18 protein-coding genes are annotated in these 20565 nt (G+C 55.6%); 13 read left to right on the top strand and 5 right to left on the bottom strand.

All coding sequences use genetic code 11. From position 1 onward, the window contains the following. Nucleotide 1: 1 nt before the first annotated feature. The 3 genes from AC2FCQ_RS12690 to panM are packed head-to-tail and all read right to left on the bottom strand — an operon-like array spanning nucleotide 2 to nucleotide 3676. Complete coding sequence (locus tag AC2FCQ_RS12690; RefSeq protein WP_490308343.1) at nucleotides 2-2083, bottom strand: hypothetical protein; 2082 nt, start codon at nucleotides 2081-2083, stop codon at nucleotides 2-4. Next, nucleotides 2070-3287: a DUF3142 domain-containing protein gene (locus AC2FCQ_RS12685; RefSeq protein ID WP_490308342.1), complete on the bottom strand. Its 1218-nt coding sequence runs from the start codon at nucleotides 3285-3287 to the stop codon at nucleotides 2070-2072. The genes AC2FCQ_RS12690 and AC2FCQ_RS12685 overlap by 14 nt, the downstream gene beginning before the upstream one ends. Then, nucleotides 3284-3676, bottom strand: coding sequence for an aspartate 1-decarboxylase autocleavage activator PanM (gene panM, locus AC2FCQ_RS12680; RefSeq protein WP_209637732.1), 393 nt, complete (start codon nucleotides 3674-3676; stop codon nucleotides 3284-3286). The genes AC2FCQ_RS12685 and panM overlap by 4 nt, the downstream gene beginning before the upstream one ends. A gap of 406 nt (nucleotides 3677-4082) precedes the next feature. On the opposite strand from panM, the gene AC2FCQ_RS12675 reads away from it, so the two are divergent. The 11 genes from AC2FCQ_RS12675 (at nucleotide 4083) to ugpQ (ending at nucleotide 15835) form a co-directional block, all read left to right on the top strand. Then, nucleotides 4083-5198 (top strand): branched-chain amino acid ABC transporter substrate-binding protein, encoded by a 1116-nt coding sequence (locus tag AC2FCQ_RS12675; RefSeq protein ID WP_209637724.1) that lies wholly within the window; start codon nucleotides 4083-4085, stop codon nucleotides 5196-5198. Nucleotides 5199-5507: 309 nt separating this feature from the next. Continuing rightward, nucleotides 5508-6434 (top strand): high-affinity branched-chain amino acid ABC transporter permease LivH, encoded by a 927-nt coding sequence (livH, locus tag AC2FCQ_RS12670; protein ID WP_209637722.1) that lies wholly within the window; start codon nucleotides 5508-5510, stop codon nucleotides 6432-6434. Next, a complete protein-coding gene (locus AC2FCQ_RS12665) occupies nucleotides 6431-7714 on the top strand; it encodes a high-affinity branched-chain amino acid ABC transporter permease LivM (protein ID WP_209637720.1) in 1284 nt (427 codons plus the stop codon). Before livH ends, AC2FCQ_RS12665 begins: the two co-directional genes overlap by 4 nt. Continuing rightward, on the top strand, nucleotides 7711-8481 hold the full coding sequence (gene livG, locus AC2FCQ_RS12660) for a high-affinity branched-chain amino acid ABC transporter ATP-binding protein LivG (RefSeq protein ID WP_209637718.1): 771 nt from the start codon (nucleotides 7711-7713) through the stop codon (nucleotides 8479-8481). The genes AC2FCQ_RS12665 and livG overlap by 4 nt, the downstream gene beginning before the upstream one ends. Then, nucleotides 8481-9182: a high-affinity branched-chain amino acid ABC transporter ATP-binding protein LivF gene (gene livF, locus AC2FCQ_RS12655; RefSeq protein ID WP_209637716.1), complete on the top strand. Its 702-nt coding sequence runs from the start codon at nucleotides 8481-8483 to the stop codon at nucleotides 9180-9182. Before livG ends, livF begins: the two co-directional genes overlap by 1 nt. A 102-nt stretch (nucleotides 9183-9284) precedes the next feature. Continuing rightward, complete coding sequence (locus tag AC2FCQ_RS12650) at nucleotides 9285-10472, top strand: aminotransferase-like domain-containing protein (protein WP_490308341.1); 1188 nt, start codon at nucleotides 9285-9287, stop codon at nucleotides 10470-10472. A 315-nt stretch (nucleotides 10473-10787) separates the two neighbouring features. Beyond that, nucleotides 10788-12107: a sn-glycerol-3-phosphate ABC transporter substrate-binding protein UgpB gene (gene ugpB / locus AC2FCQ_RS12645; RefSeq protein WP_209637712.1), complete on the top strand. Its 1320-nt coding sequence runs from the start codon at nucleotides 10788-10790 to the stop codon at nucleotides 12105-12107. Nucleotides 12108-12269: 162 nt separating this feature from the next. Further along, nucleotides 12270-13157: a sn-glycerol-3-phosphate ABC transporter permease UgpA gene (ugpA, locus tag AC2FCQ_RS12640; protein ID WP_209637710.1), complete on the top strand. Its 888-nt coding sequence runs from the start codon at nucleotides 12270-12272 to the stop codon at nucleotides 13155-13157. Continuing rightward, the gene (gene ugpE, locus AC2FCQ_RS12635; protein WP_209637709.1) at nucleotides 13154-13999 is read left to right on the top strand and encodes a sn-glycerol-3-phosphate ABC transporter permease UgpE; all 846 of its coding nucleotides are present in this window, start codon (nucleotides 13154-13156) and stop codon (nucleotides 13997-13999) included. The genes ugpA and ugpE overlap by 4 nt, the downstream gene beginning before the upstream one ends. Nucleotides 14000-14015: 16 nt before the next feature. Continuing rightward, nucleotides 14016-15092 (top strand): sn-glycerol-3-phosphate import ATP-binding protein UgpC, encoded by a 1077-nt coding sequence (locus AC2FCQ_RS12630; protein ID WP_490308340.1) that lies wholly within the window; start codon nucleotides 14016-14018, stop codon nucleotides 15090-15092. Then, entirely contained in the window at nucleotides 15089-15835 is a 747-nt protein-coding gene (gene ugpQ, locus AC2FCQ_RS12625; RefSeq protein WP_209637705.1) for a glycerophosphodiester phosphodiesterase, read from the top strand. The genes AC2FCQ_RS12630 and ugpQ overlap by 4 nt, the downstream gene beginning before the upstream one ends. Here ugpQ and AC2FCQ_RS12620 read toward each other — a convergent pair. Continuing rightward, nucleotides 15832-16161 carry a hypothetical protein gene (locus tag AC2FCQ_RS12620; protein WP_209637703.1) on the bottom strand — a complete coding sequence of 110 codons (330 nt, stop codon included), beginning with the start codon at nucleotides 16159-16161 and terminating at the stop codon, nucleotides 15832-15834. The genes ugpQ and AC2FCQ_RS12620 overlap by 4 nt on opposite strands. 155 nt (nucleotides 16162-16316) lie before the next feature. Here AC2FCQ_RS12620 and AC2FCQ_RS12615 point away from each other — a divergent pair, with 155 nt between their 5' ends. Further along, nucleotides 16317-17180: a carboxylate/amino acid/amine transporter gene (locus AC2FCQ_RS12615; RefSeq protein ID WP_209637702.1), complete on the top strand. Its 864-nt coding sequence runs from the start codon at nucleotides 16317-16319 to the stop codon at nucleotides 17178-17180. A 33-nt stretch (nucleotides 17181-17213) separates the two neighbouring features. On the opposite strand, the gene metR is transcribed toward AC2FCQ_RS12615, so the two are convergent. Further along, on the bottom strand, nucleotides 17214-18164 hold the full coding sequence (metR, locus tag AC2FCQ_RS12610) for an HTH-type transcriptional regulator MetR (RefSeq protein WP_209637700.1): 951 nt from the start codon (nucleotides 18162-18164) through the stop codon (nucleotides 17214-17216). A 90-nt stretch (nucleotides 18165-18254) separates the two neighbouring features. Between metR and metE the strand changes: the two genes are divergently transcribed. Continuing rightward, a complete protein-coding gene (metE, locus tag AC2FCQ_RS12605) occupies nucleotides 18255-20546 on the top strand; it encodes a 5-methyltetrahydropteroyltriglutamate--homocysteine S-methyltransferase (RefSeq protein WP_490308339.1) in 2292 nt (763 codons plus the stop codon). The last annotated feature ends 19 nt before the right edge of the window (nucleotides 20547-20565 follow it).

Genomic DNA, 20565 nt, shown 5'->3' with positions numbered 1-20565 from the left:
GTTATCGCGTTACGGCGGAGAAGTCCGGTGCAGGGCAGTCATAACCAAATTTGTTGGCCCAGCTATACCGGGTCCCGGTAGTGATATAGCGCTGATACAACGCCCGACCCGTTTTGGCATCACGTTTGATCACCCACCCGGCAGCATTACACAGCACGGCGGCATAGGCTTGGCTCGCCGGTGGCAGCAAGTCGGCCGCCTGTTGAGCCAGATCGACCGCTTGCCAACGGTAGTGCAGGAAGCGATTGTCTTGCGACGGCAATGCTGCTTTAGCTCGCGCGGCTTCTGCGCTGCTGATCCAACTTTTATGCTTCAGCGCTCGGGTATCAAAGGCATCGCCCAGATAGGAATAACCTGCGTCATAAATGGCGTAATCCGGTGTCATTTCATAACCGGTAAACACCAGCCCTTGGGTGCGCAGCAGCGTTGCGGCTTGATAATAGGCTTTGGCCCGCACCAGTTTGTCGGCAGTTTTGTCCTGGGCTGTTTTCAGCGTATCTGCGTACTGTTGGGCAACCTGACGGTAGTTAGGGATGTCAAAATAGCCCATTGCCTCTTGGGGGCGTTGGGCACGCATCAGCCGCCGCGCCAGCAGTTCGCGTAGTTGCACGTCCGGTGTAAGCGTTTGGCCGTTATACTCGTCCGGATTAACAGGTTTCAGCGGTGTAGCAGGTGCCGGCACATGCTTATCGACAAAGCCTTTAAGTTCGTCGACGGTAAGCACGCGCTCCGCCACGTCGGCGACGTCCGCCCAGTAAATATCTTTGCCGCGATACAAGAAGTCCATGGCTTGCAGATAGTCACCGCGATCCAGGGCCAGAATGGCCTGTTCCCCCGCAACCCGGCACTCGGGTACGAGGGTTTCTGGCGTAAAGTCCGCATTGCGCTGTTCACCCCAGCTTTCACTGGATGGGAAAGCGGCTGCTGCTTTGGCGTAGTCTGCGGTAGCGGTTTTAACATCCCCGTCCCGCAACGCCATCTTGGCACGGAGCCACCAGGCCAGGCCGCTGTCTCCGGCGTGTTTCAGCAGGCTGGCTGCCATCGGATATTGCCCTGCGCGGTACGCGAGTGCCGCCAGTCGATCGCTGCCGCTGAAACCGCTTTTCACCGAGGCATCCAACAGCGTCAGAATTTGGCTGACAATCTGTGTGGAACGGCTGCCGGTGCCGTCAGTGTCTGCCATTTGCAAATTACTGCTGCGGGCAAACAGTTCAATGGTCACCAACTGTTGGATCAACGGATCGGTAATGGTCTGTTTAAGCACATCGAAGTGGTCAGGGTTGACCAGATAGCTGGAGACGTACTGCAACGACAACCCACCGTCTTGGTCGCCTTGTGCCGCCTGCTGCGCATACAGATGAGCCGCTTGAGCGACCTCACCCAACCACAGGTGGATACGTGCTTGCTGGCCAAGGCTGCTTAGCGCCAGTTGATCAGGGTCAGTCGTGCCGCTTTTCACCCGCTCAATCACCTGCTGGAATGCGGCTAACGCTTGCTCGAGCTGCGGATTACCAGGGTGTTTGACCGCCACGGCCGATGCGCCAGTTTCATTCTCTGGCGTGCCGTGATCACCCATTAGCAACCGGCCGAGTGAATATTGTGCCCGCAGTCCCCAGTCGCCCTGGCCTGCGGCGGGTAGCGCCAGTACCTGCTGGAAATACTCACCCGCGCGTGGGTCTTCACCGGCAAAAGCCACTGCGCCCAGTTGATAAAGACGGGCGGCGTCAGATAACCCTTGAGTATTGACGGCATCGGCCTCTTCAACGGTCTTGGCCGCCCGCATTTTATCGATGATGAGGGTTTCCGGTGACAGTGGCATAGGTTTCGGCGGCATGGCCGGCGGTGGCGCTTTCCACAGCGGTAGCTGCTTATCCACGGCGACCAGACGGCCTGCTTCAAAAGCGAAGTTACCTTCCGGCATGTACAGCAGTGTGCCGTTGCGATCGACCAGCAGGCGATTAGGGAAGTCCGGCCCGCAAGCATAGCTGTTAATCGGCATCGCCAACGCAGAACCGATCAGGGCTGCCAGAGAGAGAGAACGTCCGCAGAGACTCCGTCCGGCGTGCGCATTAAGGTATGACAAGGGTGCCTCCTGGCATCAGTTGTTGGCATCGCAGCCAGCCCAGCGGCCGGGATTGTCCGGCGCGAAGCTGGTCGCTGTGAATGAGCACAAAGCGTTGCCGTTGAGGCTCGCTTTCCAGCCGGTAGTTGCCTGCCGCGTCCGCCGCCAGGCACTCACCCGCGGTGATGATGATTTCATGTGGCAATGGGGCGTCAACAGGGCCGTTATTGTGAATTATCAGATCATTTAGCCCATTTTGCTGTGGTTGAGGGCTAAATTTTACCTGCCAGCTGGCGTCGAGCGGTTGCTTTTCTATTACCGCCCGCAGCGTAGCCAGCGACCAGGCGCGGCGATCGTCAGCCAAGGGCAGTCGGAACCAGATAATCCCACGCAAGCGCGGCGTGGTCCGCGAATTCAGTTGATGCAGAAAATCAGCCACCTGTTGCGGTGCAACGGTTAACTCACGCGATGTGCCCGCAACGCGCAATGATGCTTCGCTTTCAACCTGGGCACCCTGAGCATCGATCCCCATCAGACCCATACCGTAGGCTGGTAATGCCACCCGGAAAGGTTTTGGCGTGATTTTCGCGTATTGATTTACCCAACGCAGTGCCAGCGGGCTGACGAAGAGCCCTTGCTGAGGCGACAGCACCGCATGCACTTGCAGTACCGAACTGTCGACTTGTTGCAATACACCTGGCAACGCGGCTGAGCCGATCCAGGTCGGTAATGCCGTGATGCCTAGCGCTAAGGTATGGGGCAATTGCTGACGCAGTTGCTGCAAGAAATGTTGATACGCGGGCAGTCGAGCGGTTGCGGCGTCATGATCTATTTCAACGCCGATGACCCGCAGCCCGGCGCGTTGCCACTGCTGCACTGTTTCGAGTAGACGCTGGCGAATGGCAGACTCATCCAGTTGCGCCAACTGCCCGTCCAGACGGACCACCAGCCACAACGGGCGGCCATCTTGTTTCAGTAACGGGAGGTTAACCGGGATTTCCCGCCAGCCTTCACGCGGGTGGGCCTGCATTCCCAGCACCCGCAACACGGGGAACAAATCACGGCTTTGCGCCAATGCGGCGGCATGCTGTGGGGTCCAGACCCGTTGCCAGACATAAACCTGGTTATCCCAAGGTTGTGATAACCCTAGCGCCTGATGACGGCCACCGAACCATGAGGTTAACGCCAGCGCCAGTACGAATAGCGTTATTAGCCCCCGCTTCATTGCTGCCAGAGTTCGCCTTGCTGAGTGAAACCGCAGGCGCGCATAAAGTTATCCACCTCACCGCGTTCGCGGGGCGTCAGGCCTGCAGTTGAAAGCTGCCAGTGCGTTATCTGCGGCAATTGGCGCTGCGCGTCCTGCACCAGATAGAGGCCAACCCCACGGCGGCGTGTGACTTCGCGCACCAGCAGATCCCGTAACTCGGCCTTTTCACCCTCTATCGCAATTTTCACTGCGCCTAACAGTCGCTCGTTAAAACGGGCGGCGAACAGCGCTTTGCCGTCGTTCAGCCAGCTCTGCCACTCTTCCGGCTGCTGATGCGGCCAGATTTTGCCGAGGTCGATAAGATCTTGCGGGGACAGCGCGGTCAGGCGCTCAATGGTCAGTTTCATGCAGAATTTCCGCGCAGTTAAATGATGCCGACAGTGTAATAGATCTTGTGCAGAGCGTTGTGTAAGTTTTTCTGTACGATTACTGCGCAAAATGTTTTTTGCACGGACCATTTTCCGAGTAAATAGTTAGTAAATGGATTGTTAACCAGCACGATGCGCTACGCCACGGGCTAAATGGCGCGGATTTAATCCGAATTTTATCCTGTTTACACCGCTTGTTTCTGAGCAATGAAGTTGATTTGCAGAAGAAAATTCCTGTTTAATGATATGAAAAATAAAGTCTTATTAGAAAATATTGCCTGTAAAATACCTAAATCATTATTACTTATGAATAAAAGCAGTAAATAAGGGTCAGGTGCGGGTAAATACAACAGGTACGTTCACAACGACAGATGGGGATTTGCGGATGAAATTAACAAAAGGTAAGGCGCTGTTGGCGGGTTGTATTGCGATGGCTATCGGTCATACGGCAATGGCGAAAGACATTAAAGTGGCCATTGTTGGGGCGATGTCAGGCCCAGTCGCACAATATGGCGACATGGAGTTCACCGGTGCTCGTCAGGCCATTGCCGATATCAATGCCAAGGGCGGTATCAAGGGCGATAAGCTGGTGGGTGTGGAATACGATGATGCCTGTGATCCGAAACAGGCGGTCGCGGTCGCTAACAAGGTGATCAACGACGGTATTCGCTATGTGATTGGCCACCTGTGCTCGTCTTCGACGCAGCCGGCTTCCGATATTTATGAAGATGAAGGCGTGATCATGATTACCCCGGCGGCCACCAACGCCGATCTGACCACCCGTGGTTACAAGATGATCATGCGTACGACCGGCCTGGACTCCGATCAGGGCCCGACGGCGGCGAAATACATCCTCAGTGAGATCAAGCCTAAGCGCATTGCCGTGGTTCACGACAAGCAACAGTATGGTGAAGGTCTGGCACGCTCGGTGCGTGATAGCCTGAAAAAGCAGGGTACCGACGTGGTGATGTTTGAAGGTATCACGGCCGGCGATAAAGACTTCTCCACTCTGGTGGCGCGTCTGAAGAAAGAAAACGTCGATTTCGTTTACTTCGGTGGCTACTACCCAGAAATGGGCCAAATCCTGCGCCAGGCAAAACAAGCCGGCCTGACGACCCGCTTTATGGGGCCTGAAGGTGTGGGTAACTCTTCACTGTCTAACATTGCCGGCGCGGCTTCTGAAGGCATGCTGGTGACCTTACCTAAACGCTACGATCAGGTGCCAGCCAACAAACCTGTTGTTGATGCGCTGAAAGCCAAGAAGTTGGATCCGACCGGTCCGTTTGTCTGGACTACCTACGCCGCACTGCAATCTCTGACCACCGGAATGGAACGCAGTGGCAGCCAGGAACCGGCTGATATCGTCAAGGATCTGAAAACCGGTAAGCCGGTGGATACCGTGATGGGGCCGTTGAGCTGGGATGAAAAAGGCGACCTGAAAGGCTTTGAATTTGGCGTGTTTGAATGGCATGCCGACGGCACATCAACGCCGATTAAATAATATACCCGTCGTCTTTCACGTTGCAGCGTTGTTGGCTTCACGGGCGCACCCCAGTCACTTAGCTTACTAAGCTCCTAGGGATTTACCCGCTTGCCGCCTAGCTGCAACGCGAAATCCATTGGGTATAAGCGTTTTTAATGATTGTCATTTCAGGTTTGCTTTACCCAAAATAATTGGAGTTGCATCAAGGCGGCAAGGGACTGAGTCCCGATGAGCTTACTTAAGTAAGTGATTCGGGTGAGTGAGTGCAGCCAACACAGATGCAGCTTCAAGTATGATGGGTATAAAAGCGAAGCCAAGGGTCAGAGTATGTCAGAGCAGGTTCTCTATTTTCTGCAGCAGATGTTCAACGGCGTCACGTTGGGCAGCACCTATGCATTGATCGCCATCGGTTACACCATGGTCTACGGCATCATCGGCATGATCAACTTCGCCCATGGCGAGGTGTATATGATCGGCAGCTATGTCTCCTTTATTGTGATCGCCGCCCTGATGATGCTCGGTATCGACGTCGGCTGGTTGCTGATTGGTGCCGCTTTCCTGGTGTCGATCGTCATTGCCAGCGCCTATGGCTGGAGCATCGAACGAGTGGCCTATAAGCCGGTGCGTAATTCCAAGCGGCTGATCGCACTGATTTCCGCCATCGGGATGTCGATATTCCTGCAAAACTACGTCAGCCTGACACAGGGATCGCGCGATCTGGCGTTACCAAGCCTGGTCACCGGCCAATGGGTACTGGGTGAAAGCAACGGTTTCGCGGCCACTATCAGCACCATGCAGTTGATTATCTGGGGCGTGACCTTCCTGGCGATGCTGGCGCTGACGATGTTTATTCGCTATTCACGTATGGGCCGCGCCTGTCGTGCCTGCGCCGAGGATTTGAAGATGGCCAGCTTGCTGGGCATCAACACCGACCGGGTGATCTCACTGACCTTCGTTATCGGTGCGGTAATGGCAGCGGTCGCCGGTGTACTGCTCGGGCAATTCTACGGGGTGATTAACCCCTATATCGGCTTTATGGCCGGTATGAAAGCCTTTACCGCGGCAGTGCTGGGCGGTATCGGCAGCATCCCCGGCGCGATGATTGGGGGTTTGGTTCTGGGCGTGGCGGAAGCGCTGACTTCGGCTTACCTGAGCACTGAATATAAAGACGTGGTGTCATTTGCGCTGCTGATTGTCGTGTTGTTGATCATGCCAACCGGCATCCTTGGACGTCCGGAGGTTGAGAAGGTATGAAACTCAATCTGCTCAATGCGTTGATCGCCACTCTGGTGCTGTTTGTAATGGCTTCATTCCTGATGGGGATGCAGCTGAGCCTCGAGGGTACCAAACTGGTGGTGCATGGCGCGGCGGAAGTCCGCTGGATGTGGATCGGTATCGGCTGCGTCATCGTGTTTTTCTTCCAGTTGCTGCGCCCGCTGATGCAGCACGGGCTGAAAAAAATCTCTGGCCCGTCATTCGTATTACCGAGCTTTGACGGTACGACGGCACGCCAGAAACTGCTGGCGGCAGCGATTATTGTCGCTGCGGTTGCTTGGCCGTTTTTGGTGTCGCGCGGCACGGTGGATATTGCCACGCTGACGCTGATCTACGTGATGCTGGGGTTGGGGCTGAATGTGGTGGTTGGGCTATCCGGCTTGCTGGTGCTGGGCTACGGTGGTTTCTACGCCATAGGCGCCTACACCTATGCGCTGTTGAACCATTACTATGGCCTCGGCTTTTGGGAAAGCCTGCCGCTGGCGGGCATTGTTACCGCTATCTTTGGTTTCCTGCTCGGCTTCCCGGTGCTGCGTTTGCGTGGAGACTACCTGGCGATTGTGACGCTGGGCTTCGGTGAAATCGTGCGTATCCTGTTGTTGAACAACACCGAGATCACCGGCGGGCCTAACGGCATCAGTCAGATCCCGAAACCGACCTTCTTTGGGCTGGAGTTCAACCGCAGCGTGCGTGATGGCGGTTGGGATACCTTCCACAACTTCTTTGGCCTGAAATACGATCCGAGCGATCGCATCGTGTTCCTGTATCTGGTGGCACTGCTGCTGGTGGTGCTGACGCTGTTTGTGATTAACCGGCTGCTGCGCATGCCGCTTGGGCGCGCCTGGGAAGCCCTGCGTGAAGACGAAATCGCTTGCCGCTCATTGGGCCTCAGCCCGACCAAAATCAAGCTGACCGCCTTTACCATCAGCGCCGCCTTCGCCGGTTTTGCCGGTACGCTGTTTGCCGCGCGTCAGGGCTTTGTCAGCCCGGAATCCTTTACCTTCGTCGAGTCGGCCTTTGTTTTGGCGATCGTGGTATTGGGCGGCATGGGGTCGCAGTTTGCCGTGATCCTGGCGGCGATTCTGCTGGTTGTGTCGCGCGAATTGATGCGGGATCTTAACGAATACAGCATGTTGCTGCTGGGTGCCCTGATGGTGTTGATGATGATTTGGCGGCCGCAGGGGCTGCTGCCGATGAAGCGGCCACAGTTAAAACTGAAGACGGCGGATATCCACGCAGGTAAGGGGGAGCAAGCATGAGCATGCAACCTTTACTGAAGGTCGAAGGGTTGTCGATGCGTTTCGGCGGCTTATTGGCGGTCAATAACGTGGCGCTGGAGCTCAATGAAGGCGAGATTGTTTCGCTCATCGGCCCGAATGGCGCGGGTAAAACCACGGTGTTTAACTGCCTGACCGGTTTCTACCGCCCGACCGGCGGCACCATCAAACTGCGCGAACGCCATCTGGAAGGGTTACCTGGCCAGACGATTGCCCGTATGGGCGTAGTGCGAACTTTCCAGCACGTGCGGCTGTTCCGTGAAATGACCGTGATTGAAAACCTGTTAGTTGCACAGCATCAACATCTGAAAAGCGGCGTTTTCGCCGGGCTGTTGAAAACCCCGGCCTTTCGCCGCGCCGAAGCCGACGCGCTGGAACGTGCCTCGGTGTGGCTGCAACGGGTTGGCCTGTTAGAGATGGCTAACCGGTCTGCAGGTAACCTGGCGTACGGCCAACAACGTCGCTTGGAGATTGCGCGCTGCATGGTTACACGGCCGGAGTTGCTGATGCTGGATGAGCCGGCGGCGGGTCTGAACCCGAAGGAAACCGACGAACTGGATCACCTGATTATCGAACTGCGTCATCAGCATAAGGTCTCGGTGTTGCTGATTGAACACGATATGAAGTTGGTGATGGGCATTTCCGATCGCATCTACGTGGTAAACCAGGGTACGCCGCTGGCACAGGGCACTCCGGCAGAAATTCGTAACAACCCGGACGTGATCCGGGCGTATTTGGGGGAAGCTTAATGTTGTCATTTAATCAGGTGTCCGCCCATTACGGCAAAATCCAGGCGTTGCATCAGGTTAGCCTGAACATCAATCAGGGTGAGATTGTCACCCTGATTGGCGCGAACGGTGCCGGTAAAACCACGTTACTCGGCACGCTGTGCGGTGAACCGCGTGCCAGCGAGGGGAGTATCACTTTTCTCGATCAGGACATTACCCAGTGGCAAACGTCGCGCATCATGCGTGAGGCCGTGGCGATTGTGCCTGAAGGGCGGCGGGTGTTTTCGCGCATGACCGTGGAAGAGAATCTGGCGATGGGCGGTTTCTTTGCCGATCGTCATCAGTATCAGCAGCGAATTGAACGGGTATTCAGCCTGTTCCCGCGCCTGTTGGAGCGCCGTACTCAGCGCTCTGGCACCATGTCTGGCGGTGAACAGCAGATGTTGGCGATTGGTCGTGCGCTGATGAGCCAGCCGAAGTTACTGTTGCTCGATGAACCGTCTCTGGGGTTGGCGCCGATCATCATTCAGCAGATTTTTGACATTATTCAGCAACTGCGCGAAGAGGGTATGACGATCTTCCTGGTGGAGCAAAACGCCAATCAGGCGCTGAAATTGGCCGATCGTGGTTATGTACTGGAAAACGGGCGCGTGGTGTTGGAAGATACGGGAGCCGCATTGTTAGCAAACGAAGCAGTTAGGTCGGCGTATCTGGGCGGTTGAAATACCCGTCAAAGCCGTAGGGGACGAATATATTCGTCCCGAGTGATTCGGGCGCAATATACAGCGCCCCTACAAAGTTTTTAACGATTACGAGAAGAAGAAATGAACACAGAAGGGTTACTCGCGCAGCGCATCGTAAAAGTAAAAAGCTCGGCAATTCGTGAATTGCTCAAGCACAGTAAGATGGAAAATGTCATTTCGCTGGCGGGCGGCATCCCCTCTGATGCCCTGTTTGATTTCGAAGGGTTGAGTATCGCAACCCATCAGGCAATCACTGAGCAACCGAAGAGTGCCTTCCAGTATGGCTTGACCGAAGGTAGCCCAGTGCTGCGCGAGCGTATCTGTGCGCTGTGCGCCCAGCGCGGTGTTTCTGCTACCGCCGACGAAGTGATGGTGACTGCGGGTTCCCAGCAGGCGCTGGATCTGGTGATGCGTGCCATCGTTAACCCAGGCGACGTGTTTGTGGTGGAGCGCCCGACGTATCTGGCGGCATTACAGACGCTGGAACTGGCAGAGGCCAACATCATGTCGGTGTCATCCGACAGTGATGGCATGGTGGTTGAAGAACTGGCAGAACTGCTCAAGACACAGCGCATTAAAGGTGTGTACGTTGTGCCTAATTTCGGCAACCCAAGCGGCATTACGCTGAGTGCACCGCGCCGCGAGCTGTTAGTGAAGCTGGCGGCCGAGCACAACTTCCTGATTATTGAGGATGACCCGTACGGTGAGCTGCGTTTCACCGACGAGCGTAACGCCACCTTGCACCAGATTTCCCAACAGCTGCTGGGCCATACCGATAATATTATCTACACCTCGACCTTCTCCAAGATCCTGGCACCGGGCTTGCGTTTGGGTTGGGCGATTTTGCCGCCGTTTTTGCTGCATAAAGTGGCGATCATCAAGCAGGCGGCAGATCTGCATGCCAGTGCGTTGTCACAGAGCATTGTAGAATGTTATCTGGGACTGGATCGTTTACCGGCGCAGATAGAAAAGATCCGTGCGGCGTACAAGCAAAAAGGTGAGATCCTGGCTGGCCTGGTGGAGAAAGAGTTGGGCGAGCATATCAGCTTCGATATGCCGAAAGGCGGAATGTTTCTGTGGGCGCGTTTCCGTCAGCCGTTCAACGCCACCGAATGGCTGAAAACCACTCTGCAACAGGGCGTGGTATTTGTGCCAGGAGAATACTTCTTCTCTGACAACCCGGACCGTTCGACTTTCCGCCTGTCGTTTGCCACGGCCACTGAACAGCAGATGCAAGAAGCTGTAGCCCGCCTGCGTCGCTCACTGTAATTCCCGCGGCGGCGGGGGAGTATTCCCTGCCGCTGACATCAAACCGCAACCTGCACTTCACCCTCTCGTCACATTACTGTCATCTCACGGTTATTTTTCTGTCATTCGAACATGGCATGTTAGCTTCCGAACAAAAAACTGATTCTTTTCGCTCACGCGCTTATTGCCCCAATAGATTTCACGTTGCAGCAAGGCGGCAACCGCCATAATTCCCTGGAGCTTACAGAGGTAAGTGACAGGAGTGATGAAGGGAAGCCAACGCAGCGGCAACTGGAAAGATGCAGGGGATACACCAGCTTTTTTCAGGAGTTAGGCATGCTCACCTACGCTATTCGCAAAACTACGCTGTGCGTCGCGTTGACCCTGGCGGTCAGCACTCATGCACTGGCGGCGACCGAAATCCCGTTCTGGCATTCGATGGAAGGCGAACTGGGTAAAGAAGTGGACTCCCTGGCGGACCGCTTTAACCAATCGCATCCCGACGTCAAAATTGTTCCGGTTTATAAAGGTAACTACGAACAGAACCTGGCGGCGGGCATCGCAGCCTATCGCTCTGGTAAAGCGCCGGCGATTTTGCAGGTGTATGAGGTGGGCACGGCAACCATGATGGCCAGTAAGGCGATCAAGCCAGTGTATGAAGTGTTTAAAGATGCCGGTATCAATTTTGATGAGTCGGTGTTCGTGCCGACGGTGGCAGGTTATTACACCGACAACAAGAGCGGTCACCTGCTGTCTCAGCCGTTCAACAGCTCTACCCCGGTACTGTATTACAACAAAGATGCCTTCAAAAAGGCTGGCCTGAACCCGGACCAGCCACCAAAAACGTGGCAAGAGCTGGCTGCGGATACCGCTAAACTGCGTGAAGCCGGTATGAAGTGCGGCTACGCGAGTGGCTGGCAGGGTTGGATCCAACTCGAGAACTTCAGTGCCTGGCACGGTGTGCCGTTCGCCACGGAAAATAACGGGTTCGGTGGCACCAGCGCTCAGTTGACGTTCAACAAACCGCTTCAGGTCAAGCATATCCAACTGCTGGAAGACATGAACAAGAAGGGTGATTTCACCTACTTTGGCCGTAAAGACGAATCTACCGAGAAGTTCTACAGCGGTGATTGCGCCATTACTACCGCCTCCTCCGGTTCGCTGGCAGATATTAAGCACTACGCCAAATTTAACTACGGTGTAGGCATGATGCCTTATGACGCTGATGCCAAAAATGCACCACAGAACGCCATCATTGGTGGCGCGAGTTTGTGGGTGATGAACGGCAAAGATGCCGCTACTTACAAGGGTGTCGCTGAATTCCTGCAGTATCTGGCCCAACCGGAAATCGCTGCCGAATGGCATCAGAAAACCGGTTATCTGCCGATCACAACCGCAGCGTACGACCTGACCAAGCAACAGGGCTTCTATGAGAAGAACCCTGGGGCTGATGTAGCAACGCGTCAGATGCTGAACAAGCCGCCATTGCCGTTCACCAAGGGCCTGCGTCTGGGTAACATGCCGCAGATCCGTACCGTCGTGGATGAAGAGCTGGAAAGCGTGTGGACCGGCAAGAAAACGCCACAACAGGCGCTGGATGCCGCTGTGCAGCGTGGTGATGTCCTGCTGCGCCGTTTCGAGTCTCAGACTAAGTAATAACGGCTACTGCGTTTCGCCATTCTGGGATTGGGCAGTGCTCGCTTTCCTCGTGGACGTTGTGTCCGCTCCGGAAGCCGTGCGCTGTCCGTACCCAGACTGGCTTTGCTCGCGACGCCATGGGCCGAGTCGCCCGTCTTTTGTCTTCATGAGTCCCTGATTATGAGCTCACATCGTCCCGGTTTCGGCTGTAGCTGGTTGCCCTATGTATTGGTGCTGCCGCAGCTGTTGATTACCGCAATCTTCTTCCTGTGGCCTGCCGGTGAGGCGCTGTGGTATTCAGTGCAAAGCCTCGATCCGTTTGGTCTGTCCAGCCAGTTTGTCGGGCTGGATAACTTTACTCAGTTGTTCCACGACCCGTACTACCTCGATTCGTTTTATACCACGCTGATTTTCAGTTTCCTGGTCGCAGGTATCGGGCTGGTGGTGTCGTTGTTCTTCGCCGCGTTGGTGGATTATGTGCTGCGCGGTAGCCGGATTTACCGGACGCTGATGATTTTGCCTTATGCCGTGGCCCCTGCGGTGGCGGCGGTGCTGTGGATCTTCCTGTTTAACCCGGGTCTGGGGTTGATTACCCACTTCCTCAATGGGGTGGGCTACAACTGGAACCATGCGCAGAACAGCGGACAAGCGATGTTCTTGGTAGTGCTGGCGTCGGTATGGCAGCAAATCAGCTATAACTTTCTGTTTTTCCTGGCGGCGTTACAGTCCATTCCGCGCTCTCTGGTCGAAGCGGCAGCCATTGACGGTGCTGGCCCGGTACGTCGTTTCTTCAACCTGGTATTGCCGTTGATCACGCCGGTGAGCTTTTTCCTGCTGGTCGTGAACCTGGTGTATGCCTTCTTCGATACCTTCCCGGTGATCGATGCCGCGACTGGCGGCGGGCCTGTACAGTCCACGACCACGTTGATCTACAAGATCTACCGCGAAGGCTTTGCGGGCCTGGATCTGTCCAGCTCAGCGGCGCAGTCGGTGATCCTGATGCTGTTGGTGATTGGTCTGACGGTGATCCAGTTCCGTTTTGTCGAACGTAAGGTGCGTTACCAATGATTGAGAACCGACGCGGGCTGGATATCTTCAGCCACGTAATGCTGATTATCGGCGTGCTGGTGGTGTTGTTCCCGCTGTACGTGGCCTTTGTCGCCGCTACGTTGGACGATAAAGAGGTGTTTCAAGTGCCGATGACCCTTATCCCGGGGGGGCATCTGTGGGAAAACATCAGCAACATTTGGCAGGGCGGTGTGGGCAACCTTAAGGTGCCGTTTTCGCTGCTGTTGCTCAATAGCGTGATCATGGCGTTGGCCATCACCTTCGGCAAAATTGTGGTGTCGGTGCTGTCGGCCTACGCCATCGTGTATTTCCGTTTCCCGCTACGCAGCCTGTTTTTCTGGCTGATATTCCTCACCCTGATGCTGCCGGTGGAAGTGCGCATTTTCCCAACGGTAGAGGTGATCTCCAACCTCAATCTGTTGGACAGCTACACCGGCCTGACGCTGCCGCTGATGGCATCGGCGACGGCCACCTTCCTGCTGCGACAATTCTTTATGACGCTACCGGACGAGCTGCTGGAAGCCGCGCGTATTGATGGCGCTGGGCCGATGCGCTTCTTTTGGGACATCGTACTGCCTCTGTCGAAGACCAACCTGGCGGCGTTGTTTGTCATTACCTTTATCTACGGCTGGAACCAGTACCTGTGGCCGATCCTGATCACCAGCGATGCCTCAATGGGTACTGCGGTGGCGGGCATCAAAAGCATGATCTCCACCTCTGGTGCCCCGACCCAGTGGAATCAGGTTATGGCGGCGATGATTCTGACTTTAATCCCACCGTTGGCGGTGGTTCTTCTGATGCAGCGCTGGTTTGTGCGCGGTCTCGTCGACAGCGAGAAGTAATGAGAGAAATGTTCACATGGCAGGTTTAAAACTACAGGCAGTCACCAAATCCTACGACGGAAAAACGCCGGTGATTAAGCAGATCGATCTCGACGTGGCGGACGGTGAATTTATCGTGATGGTCGGTCCGTCCGGCTGCGGTAAATCGACGCTATTGCGCATGGTCGCCGGGTTGGAACGTACCACCAGCGGCGATATTTACATCGACAGCCAGCGCGTGACGGATATGGAGCCCAAAGATCGCGGCATCGCGATGGTGTTCCAAAACTACGCGCTGTATCCACACATGAGCGTGTATGACAACATGGCCTATGGCCTGAAAATTCGCGGTTTTGGCAAACAGCATATCCAACAACGGGTCGAAGACGCGGCACGTATTTTGGAGCTGGAGCCGCTGTTGCAACGCAAACCGCGTGAGCTTTCCGGTGGCCAGCGTCAACGGGTGGCCATGGGGCGTGCTATCGTGCGTGAGCCCGCGGTGTTTCTGTTTGATGAGCCATTGTCTAACCTGGATGCCAAACTGCGCGTGCAGATGCGTCTGGAATTGCAGCAATTGCACCGCCGACTGAAAACCACCAGCCTGTACGTGACGCACGATCAGGTGGAAGCGATGACGCTGGCGCAGCGGGTGATTGTGATGAACAAAGGCGTGGCGGAGCAAATTGGTACACCGAGCGAGGTTTATCAGCGCCCGGCATCGTTGTTTGTCGCCAGTTTTATTGGGTCACCGGCCATGAACCTGTTGACCGGAACGTTGAGCGCTGACGGCAGCCAGCTGCGGTTGGCGGATGGCATGATGCTGAAATTACCGCAGGCAAAAGCACAGTGGGGGGGACGCCAGTTGACGCTCGGCATCCGCCCGGAGCATATTCAACTGGCCCCTGATGAACAGGGTGGCGTGCCCTTGACGATGCAAACGCTGGAGCTGTTGGGGGCGGACAATTTGGCTCATGGGCAGTGGGGCGGGCACAGTGTGATCGCCCGGCTTTCGCATGAGGCTATGCCGGCAGCGGGCAGCACGCTATATTTGCATCTGCCTGCACAGGCGCTGCACTTTTTTGATACCGATAGCGGATTACGGATGGAACAATGACCACAGCCTGGCCTTATCCACATATTGTCGCCCATCGCGGCGGCGGTTCTCTGGCGCCGGAAAATACCCTCGCGGCGATCGACGTTGGCGCGCGTCACGGCCACAAAATGATTGAGTTCGACGCGAAGCTGGCGCAGGACGGGCAAATTTTTCTCTTGCATGACGATACCCTGGATCGCACCAGCAACGGCTGGGGTGTGGCGGGTGAGTTACCTTGGGACAAGCTGGTTCAACTCGATGCCGGCAACTGGTATAACTCCGCCTACAAGGGCGAACGTTTGCCTTTGTTGTCTGAGGTGGCTGAACGCTGTTTGCAGCATGGCATGATGGCGAACATTGAAATCAAACCCACTACTGGCAGTGACGACGAAACAGGTCGGGTGGTGGCGCTGGCGGCACGCCTGCTGTGGCAGGGGCAGACCGATCCTTTGCTCTCTTCGTTCTCGGTTGAAGCGCTTGAGGCGGCACAACGCACCGTACCGGAATTGCCGCGTGGTTTGTTGCTGGATGAGTGGGATGACAACTGGCAAGCGCTGACACAACGGTTGGGTTGTGTGTCATTACACATCAACCATAAAGAGCTGACTGCCGAACGCGTTGCGGCACTGAAAGCCGCAGGCTTGCGCATTCTGGTTTATACCGTTAACCAGCCGGCGCGTGCGCGCCTGCTGTTGAACTGGGGCGTTGATTGCATTTGTACTGACCGGATCGATTTAATCGGGCCTGATTTTCCAAACGGTTAACCTCTGTTGACAGGCGTCGGCAGCGGCGCCTGGGGTACCGAAGGTGTGGTGCGATCGAACGGGTTGCGCGGTTGGTTACCATTTGGCAGCAGTTGGCCACCGTTCGGCGAATTTCGCAGCAATTGTTGTTGGTTGTTGTCAAATTGCCGCTGTTGCTGCAAACGGCGCTGATCCAACTGCTGGTTATTCAGCATACGCTGTTGTTGTACGTGTTGATTACGTTGGTTGAGAAACTGCTGCTGCGAGCTGAGATCGGTGACACCGTTGGCCGCAGTGGCCAATCCTGACACTAATAACAGGTTGTACAGCATGTGATAGCTTTTCATGGCATTTACCTCGACTTCGTTTTCATTAAGCCTAACCTATTGGTGAAAACTTGCTGATAGTTTGTATTTTGCGCAGATGTAAACTGCCTTTTCGTCGCGACCTGTCCCGCCTTCCGTTACAATCGCCCTTTCCGACTTTCTAGGGTGAACCCATCGTGCTGCTTCTGGTAATTACTACCATCCTGTGGGCGTTCTCTTTCAGCCTCATTGGCGAATATCTGGCGGGCCATGTCGACAGCTGGTTCTCGGTGCTGATGCGCATTGGCCTTGCGGCACTGGTGTTCCTGCCTTTCCTGCGTTGGCGCAATATAAAACCGAAAGTAATTCTGATGTACATGCTGGTGGGGGCCTGTCAGCTTGGCATCATGTACCTGTTCAGCTTCCGTGCGTACATGTATTTAACTGTGCCAGAATTCTTGCTGTTTACCGTACTGACGCCGCTGTATGTCACGCTGATTTACGATCTGATCAGCGGTCAACGCTTGCGCTGGAGCTATGTGCTCAGTGCATTGCTGGCGGTATTGGGGGCGGCGATCATCCGCTACCATCAACTGAGTGAACATTTCTGGTGGGGATTACTGCTGGTGCAGGCGGCGAATATCAGCTTTGCCATCGGCATGGTGGGTTACAAGCGCTTGATGGAAGTGCACCCGTTGCCACAGCATACCGCGTTTTCCTGGTTCTACCTGGGGGCGTTAGTGGTGGCGGTGGTAGCCTGGTGCTTGTGGGGCAACCCAAATCAGTTACCGACGACCAATCTGCAATGGGGCATTCTGGTGTGGCTGGGCGTGGTGGCCTCCGGGCTGGGTTATTTCATGTGGAACTACGGCGCAACGCAGGTGGATGCAGGAACCCTGGGTATCATGAATAACATGCATGTGCCTGCTGGGTTGCTGGTAAATCTAGCCATCTGGCAGCAACAGCCACACTGGCCAAGTTTTATTATCGGTGGGGCAGTGATTGTTGCTTCCCTGTGGGTACATCGCCGTTGGGTGGCGCCCAAAATAATCAGTAAATAGACAGGGCTCCTCAAGCGCAGGAAGCCCTTATCGTCAAGGTTGTGAAGCCAGCGGTTTAACGCTGGTGACACCGGCGCCTGGGCGTTCGGCATCACGCACGAAAGGCAGATGATTACAGGCGTGCTGGCGTGCCGAACGGATAAAGGCTTCCGTTACTGCCTGCCGTTGCTCCCCGTCGCGCACGGCGGCATACAAGCGGCTCCACAGACCGTCGCCCAGGGTTTTGGTCACAACCAATCCCTGGCGCTCAAAGCTTTCCACCACCCAGTGCGGCAACGCTGCAATCCCCATCCGTGCTGACACCATCTGGATAAGCAACAGGGTGTTATCCACGTTTTTCAATGCCGGGTTAATGCCTGCCGGTTGCAGGAAATGGCGCCAGATATCCAACCGTTGGCGCTGTACCGGATAAATCATCAACGTTTCGTCGCTCAAATCCTCAGGCGTAATGTGCAACTTGCTGGCCAGCGGATGATCCGGTGCCAACACCAGTCGCACTTCGAAATCAAACATCGGCGAATAGTGCAGACCGCTGCGCGGCAGAATATCGGAGGTCAGTACCAGATCCAGTTCACCCTGTTGCAAGGCGGGTTGAGGATCAAAGGTGACGCCAGACTTGAAGTCCATCACGACCTGCGGCCAGCTCTGACGGAAATTATCCAACGCTGGCGTTAGCCACTGAATACAACTGTGGCACTCGATGGCGATACGCAACGTTGTCTGATGAGGTTCGTGACACGCCTGCAACGCCTGCTGAATTTGCGGCAGCACCTGTTCTGCCAGCTGCAACAGGATCTCTCCCTGCGCGGTAAAGCGCAGCGGTTGGCTCTTGCGAACGAACAGTTTGAAGCCCAGACGTTGCTCCAGATCGCTGAACTGATGTGACAGTGCAGACTGTGTCTGATGGAGTTGGGCCGCGGCGGCCGCTAGCGAACCGGTATTGCGCAGAGCCTGCAGCGTCCGTAAGTGTTTCAGTTCGATCATGAGAGTCCTTCACAGTGACAGTGAATAAATTGCGCTTGTGGTGAATACAGTACCTGCGGATTATGGATGTGTAAACATCTGGACGGCTAAATGGGGAATATGACGATGGCAATTTTAAATCACACACTGGGTTTTCCTCGCGTTGGGCTACGACGTGAATTGAAAAAAGCACAGGAAAGCTACTGGGCAGGCAGCTCAACGCAGGAAGAACTGCTGGCAGTTGGCCGCGAGCTGCGTGCTCGTCATTGGCAACAGCAACAGCAGGCCGGGGTGGATTTGGTGCCGGTCGGCGATTTCGCTTGGTACGACCATGTATTAACCACCAGTTTACTGCTGGGGAACGTACCGGCGCGTCATCAGAATCAAGACGGTTCCATCGATCTCGATACCTTGTTCCGTCTTGGCCGTGGTCGCGCGCCGACCGGGGAACCGGCAGCAGCGGCGGAAATGACCAAATGGTTTAATACCAACTACCACTACATGGTGCCTGAGTTCCATAAAGGCCAGCAGTTCAAATTGGGTTGGACTCAATTACTGGACGAAGTTGACGAAGCCTTGGCCTTGGGCCACAAAATTAAACCGGTGCTGCTGGGCCCGGTAACCTACCTGTGGTTGGGCAAAGTGAAGGGCGAGCAGTTTGACCGCCTGTCGCTGCTGAAAGAGATCCTGCCGGTTTATCAGCAGGTGTTGGCGGAACTGGCAAAACGCGGCGTTGAATGGGTGCAGATCGACGAACCTGCGCTGGTGCTTGAACTGCCACCAGAATGGCTAAATGCCTTCAAACCGGCTTATGACGCGCTGCAGGGCCAGGTCAAACTGTTGCTGACGACCTACTTCGACAGCATTGGTCACAACCTGGATACCGTCCGTGAACTGCCGGTACAGGGGCTGCATGTTGATCTGGTTGCCGGGCACGATGATATCGCCGCCTTAAACCAGGCTCTGCCAAAAGAGTGGCTATTATCTCTGGGCGTCATTAATGGGCGCAACGTTTGGCGCTCCGATCTGAGCACCTGGTTCGAACGCCTGCACCCCTTGGTTGGCAGCCGCCCGTTGTGGATTGGTACCTCTTGTTCACTGCTGCACAGCCCAATCGATCTCAGCGTGGAAACCCGCCTGGATGAAGAAGTGAAAAGCTGGTTTGCCTTCGCCCTGCAAAAATGTGCCGAAGTGGCTCTGTTGAGCGCGGCACTGAATGCGCCTGGCGCCGCCAAACAGGCTGAGCTGGACGCCTACAGCGCGCCAATCCGTGCTCGCCGTCAGTCCAGCCGCGTGCACAATGCGCAGGTAGGCCAGCGTCTGGCTGCGATTACCGCACAGGACAGCGAACGCCAGCGCCCTTACGCCGAACGTGCTCAGGCACAGCGTGAGCGCTTCAATCTGCCGGCCTGGCCGACAACCACTATTGGTTCATTCCCACAAACTACCGAAATTCGTGGCCTGCGTTTGGACTTCAAGCAGGGGCGCCTGGACGGCAGCAACTACCGCACCAGCATCAGCGAACACATCAAACAGGCGATCGTTGAACAAGAACGTCTGGGTCTGGATGTGTTGGTACACGGCGAAGCCGAGCGTAATGACATGGTGGAATATTTCGGCGAGAACCTCGACGGCTTCGTCTTCACGCAAAACGGCTGGGTGCAAAGCTACGGTTCCCGTTGCGTGAAGCCGCCAGTCATCATCGGAGATATCAGCCGACCGCAAGCCATCACCGTTGAGTGGGCGAAGTATGCCCAGTCGCTGACAGACAAGCCGGTAAAAGGCATGTTGACCGGTCCGGTGACCATTCTTTGCTGGTCATTCCCGCGTGAGGACGTGACCCGTGAAGTGATTGCCAAACAGATCGCTCTGGCGCTGCGTGATGAAGTGGAAGATCTGGAAAAGGCCGGTATCGGTATCATCCAGATTGATGAACCTGCACTGCGTGAAGGTCTGCCGCTGCGTCAATCTGACTGGGCAGCTTACCTGAACTGGGCGGTAGATGCGTTTAAACTGAATGCCGCTGTGGCGCAAGATGACACGCAGATCCACACCCACATGTGTTACTGCGAGTTTAACGACATCATGGATTCGATTGCCGCGTTGGATGCTGACGTGATCACCATCGAAACCTCGCGTTCCGATATGGACCTGTTGGAAGCCTTCAAAGAGTTTGAGTATCCAAACGAAATCGGGCCGGGCGTGTATGACATTCACTCGCCAAACGTGCCAAGCGTGGAATGGATCGAAGCGTTGTTGCGTAAGGCCGCGCAGAACATCCCGGCAGAGCGCCTGTGGGTTAACCCAGACTGCGGCCTGAAAACCCGCGGTTGGCCGGAAACCCGCCAATCATTGGCCAACATGGTGTTGGCTGCACAGCGCTTGCGTGAGCTGCAGGATTAATCGTCGCAAAAAATGGAGT

The organism is Serratia sp. CoH_134_PS_4 (genome assembly GCF_058190535.1).
This window is presented reverse-complemented; position numbering and strand designations above follow the sequence as displayed.